A 15,817-nucleotide genomic window follows, 5' to 3' on the forward strand; every position below is an offset into this window, starting at 1 on the left:
GGAAAATTCCTTCTCTATTTTTATATAATAATATTATTTCGATTTTCTTCTGTAATTTCAATAATCTCTAAATCCTTTAAAAACTCATATCGTTCAATAAAGAATAATCTTATAACGCCTATAAAATTCTGGCTTTCATCGATAATTCTTTTTAGCTCTTCAAGATATTTTTGTTGAGATAATTCAATATAACCAATTTCATCAATTACAAAAAAATCTGGTTTATTGATATTCTTCATTTGCTTTATTAAAGATTCAAAACCTTTATCAACGGATTTCATTCCATATATACTTTTTTCGCCTATAATAAATCTTTGATTTTCATTATTCAAAAACCAGGCATAAACATAATCGTCTATTTTTCTGGTGAAAATCCCATGTTCTATATTATATTTTTTTATTGCATTATTTAATATAGTACTTTTTCCAACCCCCATTTTTCCAGTTAGCAATACCTTCAAAACCAGCCCCCCTTTTTTTTATTAATAATTAAAAATTATCCAACAATAAAACTTACTATTGCTGCGAGAGCAGTATAATAACCAAAATATTTAAGCTTTCCATTTATAACGGTTTTCTTTAAAATAAACAATCCTATAACGCCAAAAATAAAGGTAAATATTCCTGAATAGATTACAGGTGCTGTAAATGTAACGTCATTTATTTCAAGTAATCCAGCACCAAAGGTTACAGGAAGGCTCATTAAAAAGGAATATTTTAAAGCTGCTTCTTTTTTTGTATTTAAAAGCAAAGCACCGAATAAGGTAAATCCACTTCTTGAAATACCAGGAAAAATAGCAGCTGCTTGAAATAAACCAATTATAATAGCATCTATATATGAAATATCCATTAATTCCTTTTTCCCATCAAATCTATCGGATAGAATCATTGCAACAGATGTAAATAAAAAGAATAATCCAACCAGTCTAAGCGAAGAAAATGCCTCAGAAATCTGATCTTCAAATAAAATACCAATTATTGCAGCTGGCACCGAAGAAACAATGATTTTCAAAGCAAGATTCCAGGCACTTTTATCCATTGTAAACATACCTTTTAAAATAAACCACACTTCTTTATAAACAAACAATAAAACTGCGAAAAATGTCATTAAATGTAAAAAAGCGAAAAAAGAAACGTCGGGATTAAAGTTAATGAGTTTTGAAAATAAAGCAAGATGTCCTGAACTTGAAACTGGCAAAAACTCCGTTAATCCCTGAATTATACCCAAAATAATTTCCTGCACATCCTCCACCTCTCTTTTTATATAATTGTTATTTTTGTTGATAATTGAGAAAAATAAAAACTCCCTCAAACAAGCTGGTTGCTAATCCTCGAAAATTTTTTTTGAAAGTAGAAAAATAATATTCGCTCAGACGGCAAGAATTTCTAATCCTTGAAAAATTTTTGTGTTGGAAAAAATAAAAGCTCTTTCAGGCGACTTGAGTGCTAATCTTCGAAAATTGCTCGTTCTCAGGGGTCGTTGCAGACTCACATCCATGTTCGTCTTCACTCAAAATCACATCCGTGTGATTTTGACCCCTTCCACTCGCAATTTTCTCAGGCACTCTGCGAGCCTTCACTCGCTTTTATTTTTTCCAACTATCTTTAATCCCCGCTGCGGGAAATTCTTAGTTTTTATTTTTCACAATTATAAGAAATTTCACCTGCTTGAATGAATCTTTTTATGAAGTTTTCTATAACGATATTTTTAAAGAACTTTTATTTTTTCAATTGCAACTTTTCTACTCATTAAGAATCCTCTCAAGATATTTTGAAAGAAAAATACCCACAATTAAAAATACATAAGTCAATAATTTTGAGGTTATTGGGAAGATAATCACCATTCCCGCTATTGTTAGACCAATTAAAAAAGATAAAACCTGATCCCTGAACCTTTCAAGCAATTTTTCAAGAACAAGTATAACAAAAATCAATCCTCCACCAACACCAAATGCAAAAGGAATTAAAATAGAAAAGTTCATATTAGATATAGCATCAATAATAGGTTTGTATATTCCCATAATCAACAACATTGAAGAGCCACTTATTCCAGGAAGTACCATTGTTGCAGCGCCTATTATGCCTCCTATAAATAAATACCACATACTAACATTTCCGTTTGATGTTTCCAGATTCTCGGCAAATCTTAATAAAAAGTATGTTAAAACAAAAGATATAGTTATTATTGATATATTAGATTTTTGTTTAATTTCTATCTGTGAAATAAGGTAAAAAAGGCCTCCAATAATTAGTCCTATAAATATTCCATATGAATATTCAGGATATTTTTCAAACAAAAAAGATAAAATTTTTGAAAGGAATATTATTGAAACGCCCATACCTACAATTAATGAGGTCAAAATCTTAAATGCTTCTTTATTCCATTTAAAAGAAATTATATCAGAAGCAGCTTTTAAAATTATTTCATATCTTCCAGAAATAGCAGCAATAGTTCCACCACTTATACCAGGTAATAAATTTGCAATTCCCATTAAAATCCCTAAAATAAAATCCTTCAATAATATCCCTCCAATCAAAATATTTCTTATCTATTATACATTATTATTCAGCTATTTTTATGATATAATGTTATGTTAAATTTAAAAATTTAAAAAGGGAGGATTAAGAATGAAAAGAAGTATAGTAATGTTAGTTGTGTTTTTATTTATAGGTATTTTTGCATTTTCTGCTATTACCAGTATTTCTGATGCTCGCGATTTAAAAGATTTAAAAACAGTTGTTGTTAGAGGTGTTGTAACAGTTGAACCAGGACCTTTTGATGTTAATATAATTTTCTTGCAGGATAAAACAGGAGGAATTAATCTATATTATAGAGGCGGCCAATTTAAAGATGTAAAAAGAGGGGATTTAGTTGAAGCAAAAGGATATCTCTGGACTCATAAAAATAATAAAGAATTAATTCTTGAGAGCGATAATCCTTCACATTATTATAAAATAATATCTCATAATAATCCATTGCCAGAACCATTGATTATAAAAACTGCAGATATCAATAATGAAAAGTATGAAGGATTATATCTTAAAACAAAAGGAAAAATTGTAGAAATTGACAAATTTGATATGAGGAAGATATACATTGACGATGGAAGCGGTAAAGGAATGGTGTTTATAAGAGAAAACACAGGAATTAATCCTGCTTACTATAAAGTTGGAATTACAATGGAAGTTGTAGGGGTGCTTGGACAATATATGTCAGCATATGAATTGTGGCCAAGGGATATAAACGATATAGTTGTTGATGATGTTTTCCCGCCTGAAGTAAAGGATTATGCAATAAAAGGAAATTATATCTATGTTGAATTCAATGAACCAATAAGTGAAAAATCAGTTGTATTGAATAAAACCATTAGAATATTAAAAACCAATATAAAAGATTATAAATTGGACAAAACACAAAAAATATTGAAATTAGAAGTGGAAGACATAAATAAAGCTACAAAACTTGTATTGAGATCAATAGCTGATAAAAACAATAATAAAATGAGTATGAAAATTATAAAATTAGATCTTAAAAAGGATTCATATAAAAATAGAGTGTTATTTGATAATAATCATGGCCAAACTGCTGGAAATGCCGACTGGGTTATTGATGGGGGATATTCGGATTTTGCAGATGTAATAAGAAATATGGGATTAAAGGTTAATGAAATAAAAGAGGATATAACAGAAGAAATATTAAATATGTATAATGTGCTTGTAATTCCAGAACCAAATAAACCATTTAAGGAAACAGAAATTAAAGCAATTTTGAATTTTGTAAAAAATGGCGGATCATTATTTATTATATCTGATCATGGTGGTTCTGATAGAAATGGCAATGGTTGGGATTCACCTAAGATATTTAATACATTTGTAGAAAATTTTGGATTTAAATTTACAGGCGATGACCTTGAAGAAGCACCACTTGCACATATTTACAATCATCCAATTACAGAAGGAATTAGAAAAATAGGAGTATGGAATGGTTCATCAATTAAACTATTAAATGATAATATTAAAGTATTAATTGCTAATTCTGAAAATAAACCATATATGATAGTGACTAATTATGGCAAAGGTAAGGTTGTTGCAATAGGAGATAGCTCACCTTTTGACGATGGAACAGGAGCTTCTGGTGATTTATTGCATAATGGCTGGCAATGGGGCGATGATGCTAAGTTAGCAATAAATGTAATCAAATATTTTATTTATTAATTTTTTAAAAAAAGATTAACTATCTTTAAAATTAACCAAAAAGACATCACTCCTTAATAATTTTAGAGTAATATTAATACATATCTACTTTAAATTTATAAGGAGTGGTTTTTATGAAAAAAACATTGGTATTTTTAGGTATTTTAATTCTTGCTTTGAGTTTAACAAGTTGTTTGGGACCAAAAAAGGTAAACGCAACAATAAAAATTAATTGGTCTGACAATGAAAATTACACAGATAATAGTACTTATTATCTTGCATATGCAAATGGAACATATAGTTATAAAACTATTCCAAAAGAAGGTGTAGTAAATATAACCATAATAACTCCACAAGAATCAGAATATTCTTTTGAAGTAAGTGTTCCTGCAGATGATAGCGTAACTGTTTTTGTTTATCAGGATAAAGATGGAGATGAAAAGTACTCTGATGATGATCAGCTATTTGGAAGTCCTGTACTAATCAATATTTATGGTGAGGCTACAGGAGAAATAAGCGTTTATTATTGATAGAATTTAAAAGCTCCTTCGGGAGCTTTTTTTATTTATTATATTTTTTAATTATTTGAAATATTAACATGTTATAATATATAAAAAATATTCTGGAGGTTTTGGTTATGAAAAAGATTATATGGAATATATTATTTGTATTATATCTGTTAGTATTAATATATTTTTCAGTAACTCCAAAACCACCGTTTAATTATTCGAGATTTTATGGAGAAGATAAAATATGGCATTTTCTTGCATATGCTGGAGGGATGTTTTTATTTTTAAAAGGATTGATTAACAAAAAATGGTATATTATACCTTCAATAGGATTAATATTAACGCTTCCAGTTGCAAGTGAGTATATTCAAGCGCTTTCTCCATACAGGCAATTTTCATTATATGATTCTTTTGCAAGTTATCTTGGTATTTTATCAATTATTTTGGTGTTTTATATTTCAAAAAAATTCATTAACTATAAAAGAAAAGCTGCGTAGGCAGCTTTTCTTTATTTATTTTCTGGTAAATTATTATCCTTATTTTCATTGTTGTTTTCAATTATAACTTCCTGATTAACCTTTATGTATTCGACTCCTCCGCTTTCTGTTGTTATTTCCATATTCTCGTCTTCACCTTTTTCCCACAATTCAAATTTTTTCATAACCAGATCATAAGTCTTTTCGCTAACTTCTGGAAGTTTTCCTCCTAACATATCTCTAACGCTCTGAAATCCCTCTTTTACGGCATTTCTCAATAAATCGATTTTTGATTTATCACCACCAGATATGGATTTTGCAAATTCAATAAGCCTATCTGAAACAGACTCAGGACTCCAATACCCATCACCTTCAAGTTCTTTTTTCATCTCTGCTCTTTCATCTTCTGTAATACCTAATTGCTTTTTTATTTTATCTTCAACCCATGCTTTAAACTTATCATACATCTGTTGAGATTCTTCCTTCATATCCTTCCATTTTGAAGGATCAATTTCAATCTTTTTTCCAACTACGCTGGAATAAGTAGCTTTCATATACTCTATTTCTGTCTTTACATAAACATCGCCTTTAGGGGATTTATTTGCAGATTTATTGTTTTCATTGTTTTTTGATTTATTTTTTTCTTCAAATTCCTTTGTGTTTTCTAATTTTGTTATTTCAGTGTACTTAAAATAATTAAAATTTTCTCCGTTTATTCTCATCAGAATCACCTCCTTTATATAATTCGTCTATTTTTACTGTTATATTAATATTATATCATAATAAATAAAAAATCTCCCTGAAAATCAGGGAGATTCATTTTTGAGACTTGATTAAAAGGGTTAAATCTTAAATTTCTTTAAACCATCTACAAGGATTTGAGCTTTTTCAGAAAGTCTTTCAGTAATATCTTCTAATTTTTGCAAGCTTATATTTTGATTTTCAATTGAATCGGCAATTTCTGTGATTTCATCTGAGATATTTATAATTTCCCGTGTAATCCTATCCATTCCCATTGCAATTTCTTCTGTAGATGAACCCTGTTGTTCAGCACTTGCACTGAGATTTTCTATATTTACGGTGATATTCTGGATTTTTTGAGTAATATTTGAGAATTTCTCTGCAACAATATTAGCCTCAGCTTCTACATCTTTTATGATTTCACCTGTTTTTGATGTAGCATCGCTTGCATCGTCTGCACCGTCTTTTATTTCTCCTAATATTTCAGCAATTTGTTCTGTAGCCCTCTTACTTTCTTCTGCTAATTTTCTTATTTCATCAGCAACAACAGCAAATCCTTTCCCGGCTTCTCCAGCCCTTGCAGCCTCTATTGCAGCGTTTAAAGCAAGGAGATTAGTTTGTTCTGTGATATTTTCTATTGTTTCTACTATCTGTTCAATATTTTGTGCTTTGTTTGCGAGATTTTGAACGGTATTTATTGTAATATCAGACTGTTTAACAGCATTTGTTATTGTTGTAATTATTTTTGAAATTGATTCGCTACCTTCAGTAGCAGTTTGAGAAACATCTTTTGCTTCTTCATATAAGTTCTGTGAATTTTCTGATATATTTTGTGCTGAAGCGGAAATTTCTTCTACTCCGGAATTCATTTCTTCAATGGAAGAAGAAACTAAATTTGAGCTTTTATCCATATCTTCAGTCTTTTCTGTAATTTTTGCCATTTGTGTTGACTGAATTCTTGCATTTTCTTCAAGTTCTACGGCTGATTCTTCCAGATCAGAAGCAGATTTTCTTACACTAATTAAATAATTTCTGAGATTATTTGCCATGTAATTTAATGATTCTGCAATTCTTGCAATTTCATCTTTACCTCTTGCGCTAAATTTAATGGTTAAATCACCTTCGCCAAATTTTTTAACATCATTTGAGAGTTTTTCAAGAGGTTTAGCAATAGAATTTCCAAGTAGTATTGAAACAATAACTGCAACTGAAGCAGCTAAAATTACAATTAATACAAAGAAATTAACAATACCTCTTAGTTTTGCAAGTAAAGCGCTTTTTGGAATTGAAACTGCAACAGACCAATTCATTGATTTTATAGGTGCATAGATTAATATTCTTTTTTGATTGTTTTCAACAGTAATTTCACCATAACCTTTTTCACCATTGATCATCTTTTGCGCAATTTCACTTAAACCTTTATAATTTAAATTAAAAACACTGCTTCCTATAAATTTCTTTATTGTATGTGCAATCATTGTTCCGTGTGAATCTAAGATAAAACTATAATTACCTTCTGCTGAAGTGCTAACAAAATTCAGAAATTTTTCAAGAGAAATTGTACCACCAACTAAACCTATGGTTTTATTATTTTCATCTCTAATCGAATGTGCAATAACTATTATAGATGTTCCGTCGGCTTTTGATATTAAAACGTCGCTTATAGCAATATCGTTTCCGTTCATTATTTTTTTAAAGTAATCTCTATCAGCAATATTGGTTTTTACATTTGTTGTTGTGTAGGCATTTCCATCTTTATCTGCTATAAATAACATGCTGTAATCATCTAAAATTTCATTATCTTTTTTTAAGATTGCAATTGAATCAGTCATGTTCATATTTTTAAAGATTTTTTTGTTTGAGATAAGTGTCATTTCATGAATTAACGAATTAAAGAACATTTCTACCTGTGATGTCTGTTGTTCTAAAATGGAAAATGAATTTTCTTCAATTAGACTTTCAAGTGATGCTGATAAATAAAAATACAGAAAAAATCCAACAAAAGCTCCAGCAGAAATTATAATTGTTGAGAATACTATAAGTATTTTTCTTCTAATAGAATTCACAATTACACCTCCGATTGTTAAAAATTCGAATTTTTGCAAGGAAATTATATCATAAAATATATGATAAAAAATTTCAAAAAAAATATATTAATATTAAATATCCATTATTTATTATTAATGTTATATTAATAAGTTTAACGGGTGTTCTGGATTTGGAAGGATTTGTCTTTAATTGAAAGATTATTATGATATAATACTATGTTATGAGTTTTTAAAGAGTTGCAGTAACAATATTGGAAAGGTTGAGTTAAGAATGGAAATATAAAATTTTTTTATGGAGGAATTATGGTATGATATTAATAGTTAATGGTCCTAACCTTAATATGTTAGGCAAACGCCCAAAAGAAATATATGGTAATTTTTCATATCAGGATCTTTTGAAATTGATCGAAGATTGGTCTGAAAAGAACAAAATAAAAACAGAAGTTTTTCAGTCAAATTTTGAAGGAGAAATTATTAACAGACTTCAGAAAATGGATTTTGATGGGCTTATAATTAATGCAGGTGCTTATACACACTATAGTTATGCAATTAAGGATGCTCTGGAAATAATTGATGTTCCTAAAATCGAATTGCATATTTCTAATATATATAAAAGAGAAGAATTTAGAAAGAAAAGTGTAATAGCCCCTGTATGCGATGGACAGATTACAGGGTTAGGACTCGATGGGTATATCCTGGCATTGGAATACCTGAAAAAAATCATAGGAAAGAGGTAGAAAATGGAAAAGCTAGTAAAGTTTGAGGATTTAGGATTATCAGAAAGTACATTAAAGGCGTTAAAGAAAAAGGGGTTTGAGGAACCAACACCAATTCAGGAAAAGGTTATACCAATTCTTTTACAGGAAGGTATTGATGTAATTGGTCAGGCGCAGACTGGAACAGGTAAAACAGCAGCATTTGGATTACCGTTAATTGAAAAATTAGAACCTTCAAAAAAGGTAAAGGCTTTAATTTTAACTCCTACAAGGGAATTGGCTATTCAGGTTGCAGAGGAGATTAATTCTTTAAAAGGAAGAAAAAAGTTAAATATTCTTCCTATTTATGGTGGACAATCAATAGAAAACCAAATTTCAAGACTTAAAAAAGGTGTTGATATCGTAGTTGGAACACCGGGAAGAATATTGGATCATATTAGAAGAAAAACATTGGATTTAAAACATGTTTCTTATGTAATTCTTGATGAAGCAGATGAGATGCTTGATATGGGATTTATAGATGATGTAGAGGAAATACTTTCAAATACACCAGAAAAAAAGCAAATACTTTTATTCTCAGCTACAATGCCATCAAGAATTTTAAAGCTTGCAAAAAAATATATGAGCAATTACAAGATAATTTCTGTAAAACCAGAACAATTAACAACGGAATTAACAGAGCAGATATATTTTGAGGTTAATGAATCAGATAAATTTGAGGCGTTATGTAGAATTATAGATATAGAACCAGAGTTTTACGGTCTTGTATTCTGTAGAACAAAGGTAGATGTTGATACTGTTTCAAACAGACTTATTGATAGGGGATATAGTGCAGAGGCATTACATGGAGATTTATCCCAATATCAAAGAGAAAGAATTTTAAGGAAATTCAAAACAAAGAGAGCAAATATTCTTGTAGCAACAGATGTTGCAGCAAGAGGTATTGATATTTCAGATTTGACACATGTAATAAATTATTCATTGCCTCAAAATCCTGAATCGTATGTTCATAGAATTGGAAGAACAGGAAGGGCAGGAAAAGAAGGAACAGCTATTACTTTTGTTACACCAGAAGAATATAGAAAGTTATTGTTTATAAAAAGAATTTCAAAAAGCGATATAAAGAAAAAGAGAATTCCTAAAATAAAGGATGTTATAGAATCAAAGAAAAATAGAATAAAAACAGAAATAAATAATATCCTTGAAAGCGAAACATATGAAAACTATCTTGAATTAGCAAATGAAATGCTCGAGAACAGAAATGCAAATGAAGTACTTGCAGCAGTATTAAAATATGCTTTTCAGGATGAACTTGATGAAAGAAATTATAATGAAATTAGAGAAGTTAAAGGAAAATCATTTGTTGATAAGAAAGGTAAAACAAGATTATTTGTGGCCCTTGGTAAAGATGACGGAATTACAAAGGAAAAGATATTAAAATTAATAAAAGATTATACAAAACTTGATAATGTTAGATTAAGAGATGTAAGGATACTCGATAAATTTTCTTTTATTACTGTGTCTTTTGAAGATGCAGAGATTATACTTGAATCTTTTAAAAAGAAAAGAAGAGGAAGAAAACCAATAATTGCGAAAGCAAAAGAAAAAAGCAGAAAGGCGGAATAATTATGAAAGTACAGAAAGGAAATACTGTAAAGTTACACTACAAAGGGACATTAAATGACGGAACTGTTTTTGATTCATCAGAAGGAAGAGAACCATTAGAATTTACAGCAGGTGCAGGACAGGTAATTCCAGGATTTGATAAAGCTGTTATGGATATGGAAGTTGGAGAAAAAAAGACATTCACTATTCCTGCTGAAGAGGCATATGGAGAATATTCTGAAGAAAAAGTATTTGAATTACCAAGACAGAGTTTTCCACCTAATATAGATGAAGCAGTTGGCCAAACAGTACAACTTGCAGATCAATCAGGAAATGTATTCCTTGCTAAAATCCTTGAAGTTACAGATGAAATGGTAAAAATGGATACAAATCATCCTCTTGCAGGTAAGGATTTAACCTTTGAAATTGAAATTGTAGAAATTAACTAAAAATAATTAAAATCACTGGAGGAGAAAGTATGAAAAAGGTTGAACTTCTTTCTCCAGCCGGAAATATGGAAAAATTAAAAATGGTTTTCCGCTATGGTGCTGATGCAGCTTACCTTGGCGGAAAATTTTTCAATTTAAGAGCTCTGGCTGGAAACTTCTCAAATGAAGAGATAGTAGAAGCTGTAAAATATGCTCATTCTCTTGGGAAAAAGATATATGTTACTTTAAATATAATAGCTCATAATAATGAAATTGAAAAGGTTGCAGATTATGCTAAATTTCTCGAATCTGCTGGTGTAGATGCTGTTATAGTTGCAGATTTAGGTGTTTTTAAAATAGTTAGGGACAATACAGATCTTGAAATAAATGTAAGTACTCAGGCAAGTAATACCAACTGGATGAGCGTAAAAGTGTGGCATGAAATGGGAGCAAAAAGAATTATTTTAGCTCGTGAATTATCATTAAAAGAAATTCGCGAAATAAGGGAAAAAGTACCTGATGTTGAGCTGGAAGTTTTTATACATGGTGCAATGTGTATGTCTATTTCAGGAAGATGTTTGTTGAGTAATTATTTAACAGGAAGAGATGCCAATAGAGGAGCATGTGCTCAACCTTGCAGATGGAAGTATCATCTTGTTGAAGAGAACAGACCAGGTGAATACTATCCTATTTATGAAGATGAAAGAGGAACATTTATAATGAATTCCAGGGATCTTTGTACAATAGAGTTTATTGATCAGATTTTGGATACTGGTATTGATAGTTTAAAGATAGAAGGAAGAATGAAGGGAATATACTACGGTGCAATAGTAACAAAAGTATATAGAGAAGCAATAGATAAATATTATGAAGGTAATTTTAAATATGATCCTAAATGGATGGAGTATTTAAATTCTGTAAGTAACAGAAAATATACAAAAGGATTCTTCTTTGGCAATCCTGGAGCAGAAGGTCAAAATTATGATTCTTCATCATATAATAAAACACATGAAATTGTTGCAAAGGTCCTTGGTAAAAGCCGAGATGGTAAATCAATACTTGAAATTAGAAGTAAGATTGCAGTAGGCGAAGAAGTTGAAATTATAAAACCAGTTGGTGATCCAATAAAAATAAAAATGCCGGAAATGATTAAAATGAGAAAGGGCCAGGAAGAAGGAAAAATAGAGATGGCTAATCCAAATGTAATAGTAAAAGTCGATCTTGATCTAGAAGAAATGGATATATTAAGAAAAAAGCTCCAGAAATAAATTCTGGAGCTTTTATTTTTTTCTATTATTATTTTTCTTCAATTCCTAAGAGAGCATTACAATATGTTTTTGGATCAAAAATTTGAAGGTCATCGGCTTTTTCTCCGACGCCTATTAATTTAATAGGAATATCCAATTCCTGATTAATAGCAAAAGCAATACCGCCTTTTGCTGTTCCGTCTAATTTTGTAACCACAATTCCGGTTAAATCAGTTGTTTCTTTAAACACCTTTGCCTGAATAATACCGTTTTGGCCGGTAGTTCCATCGAGTACAAGTAAGGTTTCATGTGGAGCATCTGGAATAACCTTTTGAATAACCCTTTTTATTTTCTTTAACTCTTCCATAAGATTCTGTTTTGTATGCAATCTTCCGGCAGTATCTATTATTACTATATCTCTTCCTTTAGCGACAGCATGATTTAATGCATCGAAAGCTACAGCAGCAGCGTCAGCACCATGTGTATGGGCTATTACATCAATACCTAATCTATTACCCCATTCCTTTAATTGTTCAATAGCAGCTGCCCTAAATGTATCACCTGCAGCAAATACCACATCATGTCCTTTGTCTTTGTATAATTTTCCAAGTTTTGCAATGGTAGTGGTTTTTCCTGTTCCGTTTACACCGACAACAAGTATTACAAACGGTTTTTTATCTGGATTAAATGACAAAGGTTCATCTTTTAAATGTTCAACCATAATATCTCTTAATAGTAATAAAGGATCGTCTGAGTTTTCTTTTTTATATCGTTCTTTTAATTCTTTAAGAATATCTTCTGTTGCTTCGACTCCCATGTCTGAAAGAATCATAATTTCTTCCAATTCTTCTAAGACTTCATCGTCAAGTTTTCTTCCAGCAAAGAGTGTTTTAATATTTCCAAAAAATTTATCTCTTGTTTTTTTAAGTCCTTCTGCAATTTTATTAAAGAATCCCATGCTTTATCCTCCTACATCTAATTTGTTAACTTCGGATATATTTTACCATTAAGATAATAATTTTGCAAACATTATAGTTTGAATTTTATGACTATTATGGTAAAATATGATTATGAGAGTATTAAAAAAAATAAGAAGGAGATAATACTATGGGTGACTTCTGGGAAGATACCACATCCTGTCCGTTGTGCGGCAAAGCGTTTCCATATACAAAAATAAAAATTGATAGTATTAGAATTGAAAAGTATGATGATGATTTAAAGCCGACGTATAGAGGTCCTAATCCTCTTCATTTTTCAATTTTAACATGTCCTAAATGTGGATTTACTTACTTTAATGGTGATGATGACCTGTTTAAGAGAATAGGTAAGGATACAAAAAAAGATTTAAAAGAATATTTAAAAAGAGTTAGAGATAAAATGGGGAAAATAGATAATAGTAAGAATAAAAGTATAGATTTTTTGAAAAAACAGTATGCACTTGCTGGAATTGTGTATAAAATAGTAAATAATCCTGGAAGAATAGCGAGAACGTTTATACGTTTAGCATGGATATTCAGAGAAGAAGGAAAAGAAATGGCAGAATTAAAGATGCTGGTTTCTGCAGTTGAAATCCTTGAAAAGAATTTTAAGGATTTAAATTCTGATGAGGATTTAATAATGTATTACTTCTTTAAAGGATATACAAATTATAGGATAGGAAAGAAAAAAGAAGCCAAAGAATTTTTTAATAAATTGGTTGGAAGATATAAAAATTCAAAGAATCCATATGTAAAACAGGCAGAAAAGTTGAAAGGGGATCTGTGATGAAAAGATTGAGTTACATAGTTCTATTAATAATTTTAGTACAGTTTTTTTCATCCTGTTCGTTATTACAGGGAGTTGCATCAGACAACGAAAGATTGAATGATTTAGAAACAGAAGTTTCAACATTGAAATTAAAATTGACAAATTATGAATCTGAATTAAATTATTATAAGGAAACTGTAGAAACATACAATAGTAGAATAGAAGATTTGAATAGAAATATAACAAATTTAGGAGCGAAAATAAAAAAAATAGAAGATACATTATCTGCTTCTAATGCAGAAATTGCAAATGAGTTAAATAAATATAAAAGTGAGCTTATTTTATATCAAAATACATTAAATAATCTTCAAAAAAAGATTGGAGATATTCAGAATATTGATAATGAAGGTGTATATTCAAGTTTATTGTCTGATATTAATCAAAGGATCACAAATATTGAAAATAACATAAAAATATTAAATAATGAAGCTGTAAGGATTTCCGATTTAAATACACTAAAGAATGAATTTATAACCAGAGACTCAACAGAATTACAGCAAAAGTTTGAAGCATTAAATATCAAAATAACAAATGAAGAAAAAAGAATAGATGATTTAAAAAGAGAGATACATACAACTTCTTCTTCTATTACAAATATAGAAGTATCTCTAAAAAATATGCAAAATAAAGGATTAATATTGGAAGGAAAAATAAATAACATAGAAAAAACCCTTGCGGGTATAACATTATCTTCAACTGAAATAAAAAACAACATAGATGTTGCTGTTAAAAATAATATAGACGAATTGTTGAAAACTGTTAATTCTTTAGATAAGGTGTGGCAGATTAATTTTGAAACATTAGAAAAGGATTTTGATAATTTAAAAAATGATTATAACTCATTTAAAGGAAAAGTTGGAGCAATTATAGATGAGGAAAATTTGAAAAAATACGTATATGAATCCGTTTCTGCAGAAACACAGAGAGAAGTTGCAAAGTTGTTTTATAAAACCAAAAGTGATGAACTATTAAAAATAAAAGGTCTTGAAAATCAGATGGCGCAGCTTGAGAAGAATATAAAAAATCTTGAAAATTCATTTGAAATGATAACATCACGACCTATTAGTACATTTGATGAAAAATACAAAACACAGCTGGATGAACTGGAAAGAAAATTAACAAATGCATTAATAAGTTTTTCAAAAGCTGAAATAAAAGATCTTTTTGGTTCAACAGACCAAATAATTTATCAGGTAAAACCAGGTGATACTTTAAGCCAAATAGCATTGGCTTTTGGATTGGGGTATAATGGAGTAGATTTAATAAAAGTTGCGAATAACATTGATGATCCAAGGAGTATAAGAGTAGGACAAAAAATAATAATTCCTGTTAACAATATAGAAGAGTTTTTAACATGGCCTCTTACATATACAAAACCTTCTGATTACGATAGAATAGTTGTAAGGTTTGGAGATAGAATTTCAACGGGTGTATCAGTTGGATTGGGAATATTACCATTAAAAGATGAATATGTAAGGCCTACATTGCCTGGAAGAGTTGTTGAAATAGGAAAGGCTGTTAATGAGAGTAAATATGTAAAGATAGATCATGGGAATGGGGTAATGACAGTTTATTCCAATATTTATAATATTGATCCTTCTATTAAAGAAGGAAAATGGGTGGATACAGAAACGTTAATGGGAAAGGTGAAAAAGGATAAGTTGTTTAATTTTGAAATCTGGAAAAATGGTGAGCCGCGAGATCCTATGAAATTATTCTTTAAATTTGCAGGGAATTTCAGAGCAACTTTTTACACAGAATGGGATGATAAAATTATATATTATCCAGCATTTAGATTAACAAAGTCTGGAAATGTTCCAAGACCATGGGTAACAGTAGCTGCTGATCCGAAGTATTTACCTCTTGGAACTGTGGTATATATTCCAGAATTTAGAAATACCCCTAATATGGGATTTTTTGAAGTGGAAGATATTGGTTCGAAAATTGTTGGAAATAGATTGGATATATATATTAATGATGTAAGACTTGCGCAAAATACACAGGAAGTTAGTGTTTATGTAGTAGGGAAAAAGGCCAGGAGGTAATA

General features: G+C 29.7%; 15 protein-coding genes. 9 read left to right on the forward strand and 6 right to left on the reverse strand.

The window, feature by feature from the left end; all coding sequences use genetic code 11:
• Window positions 1-20: 20 nt before the first annotated feature.
• The 3 genes from XO11_RS08995 to XO11_RS09005 all read right to left on the reverse strand — a co-directional run bounded on the left by XO11_RS08995 (window position 21) and on the right by XO11_RS09005 (window position 2,519).
• The gene (locus tag XO11_RS08995) at window positions 21-461 is read right to left on the reverse strand and encodes a nucleoside-triphosphatase (RefSeq protein ID WP_075780740.1); all 441 of its coding nucleotides are present in this window, start codon (window positions 459-461) and stop codon (window positions 21-23) included.
• Window positions 462-496: 35 nt separating this feature from the next.
• Window positions 497-1,243 (reverse strand): undecaprenyl-diphosphate phosphatase, encoded by a 747-nt coding sequence (locus tag XO11_RS09000; protein ID WP_014297283.1) that lies wholly within the window; start codon window positions 1,241-1,243, stop codon window positions 497-499.
• A 499-nt stretch (window positions 1,244-1,742) separates the two neighbouring features.
• On the reverse strand, window positions 1,743-2,519 hold the full coding sequence (locus tag XO11_RS09005; protein ID WP_083635690.1) for a DUF368 domain-containing protein: 777 nt from the start codon (window positions 2,517-2,519) through the stop codon (window positions 1,743-1,745).
• A 109-nt stretch (window positions 2,520-2,628) separates the two neighbouring features.
• Here XO11_RS09005 and XO11_RS09010 point away from each other — a divergent pair, with 109 nt between their 5' ends.
• The 3 genes from XO11_RS09010 (at window position 2,629) to XO11_RS09020 (ending at window position 5,200) form a co-directional block, all read left to right on the forward strand.
• On the forward strand, window positions 2,629-4,215 hold the full coding sequence (locus tag XO11_RS09010) for a DUF4350 domain-containing protein (RefSeq protein ID WP_175418515.1): 1,587 nt from the start codon (window positions 2,629-2,631) through the stop codon (window positions 4,213-4,215).
• Between the two features lie 113 nt (window positions 4,216-4,328).
• Window positions 4,329-4,724: a hypothetical protein gene (locus tag XO11_RS09015; protein ID WP_175418516.1), complete on the forward strand. Its 396-nt coding sequence runs from the start codon at window positions 4,329-4,331 to the stop codon at window positions 4,722-4,724.
• A 107-nt stretch (window positions 4,725-4,831) separates the two neighbouring features.
• Entirely contained in the window at window positions 4,832-5,200 is a 369-nt protein-coding gene (locus XO11_RS09020; protein ID WP_014297287.1) for a hypothetical protein, read from the forward strand.
• A gap of 11 nt (window positions 5,201-5,211) precedes the next feature.
• Here the strand turns inward: XO11_RS09020 and XO11_RS09025 are convergent, their stop codons facing one another.
• Both XO11_RS09025 and XO11_RS09030 read right to left on the reverse strand, forming a co-directional pair.
• Window positions 5,212-5,901 (reverse strand): hypothetical protein, encoded by a 690-nt coding sequence (locus tag XO11_RS09025; RefSeq protein WP_014297288.1) that lies wholly within the window; start codon window positions 5,899-5,901, stop codon window positions 5,212-5,214.
• A 120-nt stretch (window positions 5,902-6,021) separates the two neighbouring features.
• Window positions 6,022-7,986 (reverse strand): methyl-accepting chemotaxis protein, encoded by a 1,965-nt coding sequence (locus XO11_RS09030; RefSeq protein WP_175418517.1) that lies wholly within the window; start codon window positions 7,984-7,986, stop codon window positions 6,022-6,024.
• Window positions 7,987-8,276: 290 nt separating this feature from the next.
• Here XO11_RS09030 and aroQ point away from each other — a divergent pair, with 290 nt between their 5' ends.
• The 4 genes from aroQ to XO11_RS09050 are packed head-to-tail and all read left to right on the forward strand — an operon-like array spanning window position 8,277 to window position 11,985.
• A complete protein-coding gene (gene aroQ, locus XO11_RS09035; protein ID WP_014297290.1) occupies window positions 8,277-8,705 on the forward strand; it encodes a type II 3-dehydroquinate dehydratase in 429 nt (142 codons plus the stop codon).
• Window positions 8,706-8,708: 3 nt separating this feature from the next.
• The gene (locus XO11_RS09040) at window positions 8,709-10,310 is read left to right on the forward strand and encodes a DEAD/DEAH box helicase (protein WP_175418518.1); all 1,602 of its coding nucleotides are present in this window, start codon (window positions 8,709-8,711) and stop codon (window positions 10,308-10,310) included.
• A 2-nt stretch (window positions 10,311-10,312) separates the two neighbouring features.
• Window positions 10,313-10,738, forward strand: a complete 426-nt coding sequence (locus XO11_RS09045; protein ID WP_014297292.1) for a peptidylprolyl isomerase — start codon at window positions 10,313-10,315, stop codon at window positions 10,736-10,738.
• 29 nt (window positions 10,739-10,767) lie between these two features.
• Window positions 10,768-11,985, forward strand: coding sequence for a U32 family peptidase (locus XO11_RS09050; protein ID WP_175418519.1), 1,218 nt, complete (start codon window positions 10,768-10,770; stop codon window positions 11,983-11,985).
• A gap of 28 nt (window positions 11,986-12,013) precedes the next feature.
• On the opposite strand, the gene ftsY is transcribed toward XO11_RS09050, so the two are convergent.
• Window positions 12,014-12,922 carry a signal recognition particle-docking protein FtsY gene (gene ftsY, locus XO11_RS09055; RefSeq protein ID WP_014297294.1) on the reverse strand — a complete coding sequence of 303 codons (909 nt, stop codon included), beginning with the start codon at window positions 12,920-12,922 and terminating at the stop codon, window positions 12,014-12,016.
• A gap of 149 nt (window positions 12,923-13,071) precedes the next feature.
• Between ftsY and XO11_RS09060 the strand changes: the two genes are divergently transcribed.
• Complete coding sequence (locus XO11_RS09060; RefSeq protein WP_014297295.1) at window positions 13,072-13,728, forward strand: DUF2225 domain-containing protein; 657 nt, start codon at window positions 13,072-13,074, stop codon at window positions 13,726-13,728.
• Window positions 13,728-15,815 carry a LysM peptidoglycan-binding domain-containing protein gene (locus XO11_RS09065; protein WP_175418520.1) on the forward strand — a complete coding sequence of 696 codons (2,088 nt, stop codon included), beginning with the start codon at window positions 13,728-13,730 and terminating at the stop codon, window positions 15,813-15,815. Before XO11_RS09060 ends, XO11_RS09065 begins: the two co-directional genes overlap by 1 nt.
• Window positions 15,816-15,817 lie beyond the last annotated feature (2 nt).

It is taken from the genome of Marinitoga sp. 1138, from assembly GCF_013363265.1.
GTDB classification, from domain to species: Bacteria; Thermotogota; Thermotogae; order Petrotogales; family Petrotogaceae; genus Marinitoga; species Marinitoga piezophila.

Excerpts from the sequence above, each read along its gene's own strand:
- XO11_RS09065 (WP_175418520.1), top strand. The coding sequence starts at position 13,728 with ATGAAAAGATTGAGTTACATAGTTCTATTAATAATTTTAGTACAGTTT.
- XO11_RS09060 (WP_014297295.1), top strand. The coding sequence starts at position 13,072 with ATGGGTGACTTCTGGGAAGATACCACATCCTGTCCGTTGTGCGGCAAA.
- XO11_RS09050 (WP_175418519.1), top strand. The coding sequence starts at position 10,768 with ATGAAAAAGGTTGAACTTCTTTCTCCAGCCGGAAATATGGAAAAATTA.
- ftsY (WP_014297294.1), bottom strand. The coding sequence starts at position 12,922 with ATGGGATTCTTTAATAAAATTGCAGAAGGACTTAAAAAAACAAGAGAT.
- XO11_RS09015 (WP_175418516.1), top strand. The coding sequence starts at position 4,329 with ATGAAAAAAACATTGGTATTTTTAGGTATTTTAATTCTTGCTTTGAGT.
- XO11_RS09025 (WP_014297288.1), bottom strand. The coding sequence starts at position 5,901 with ATGAGAATAAACGGAGAAAATTTTAATTATTTTAAGTACACTGAAATA.
- XO11_RS09010 (WP_175418515.1), top strand. The coding sequence starts at position 2,629 with ATGAAAAGAAGTATAGTAATGTTAGTTGTGTTTTTATTTATAGGTATT.
- XO11_RS09040 (WP_175418518.1), top strand. The coding sequence starts at position 8,709 with ATGGAAAAGCTAGTAAAGTTTGAGGATTTAGGATTATCAGAAAGTACA.
- XO11_RS09045 (WP_014297292.1), top strand. The coding sequence starts at position 10,313 with ATGAAAGTACAGAAAGGAAATACTGTAAAGTTACACTACAAAGGGACA.
- aroQ (WP_014297290.1), top strand. The coding sequence starts at position 8,277 with ATGATATTAATAGTTAATGGTCCTAACCTTAATATGTTAGGCAAACGC.
- XO11_RS09020 (WP_014297287.1), top strand. The coding sequence starts at position 4,832 with ATGAAAAAGATTATATGGAATATATTATTTGTATTATATCTGTTAGTA.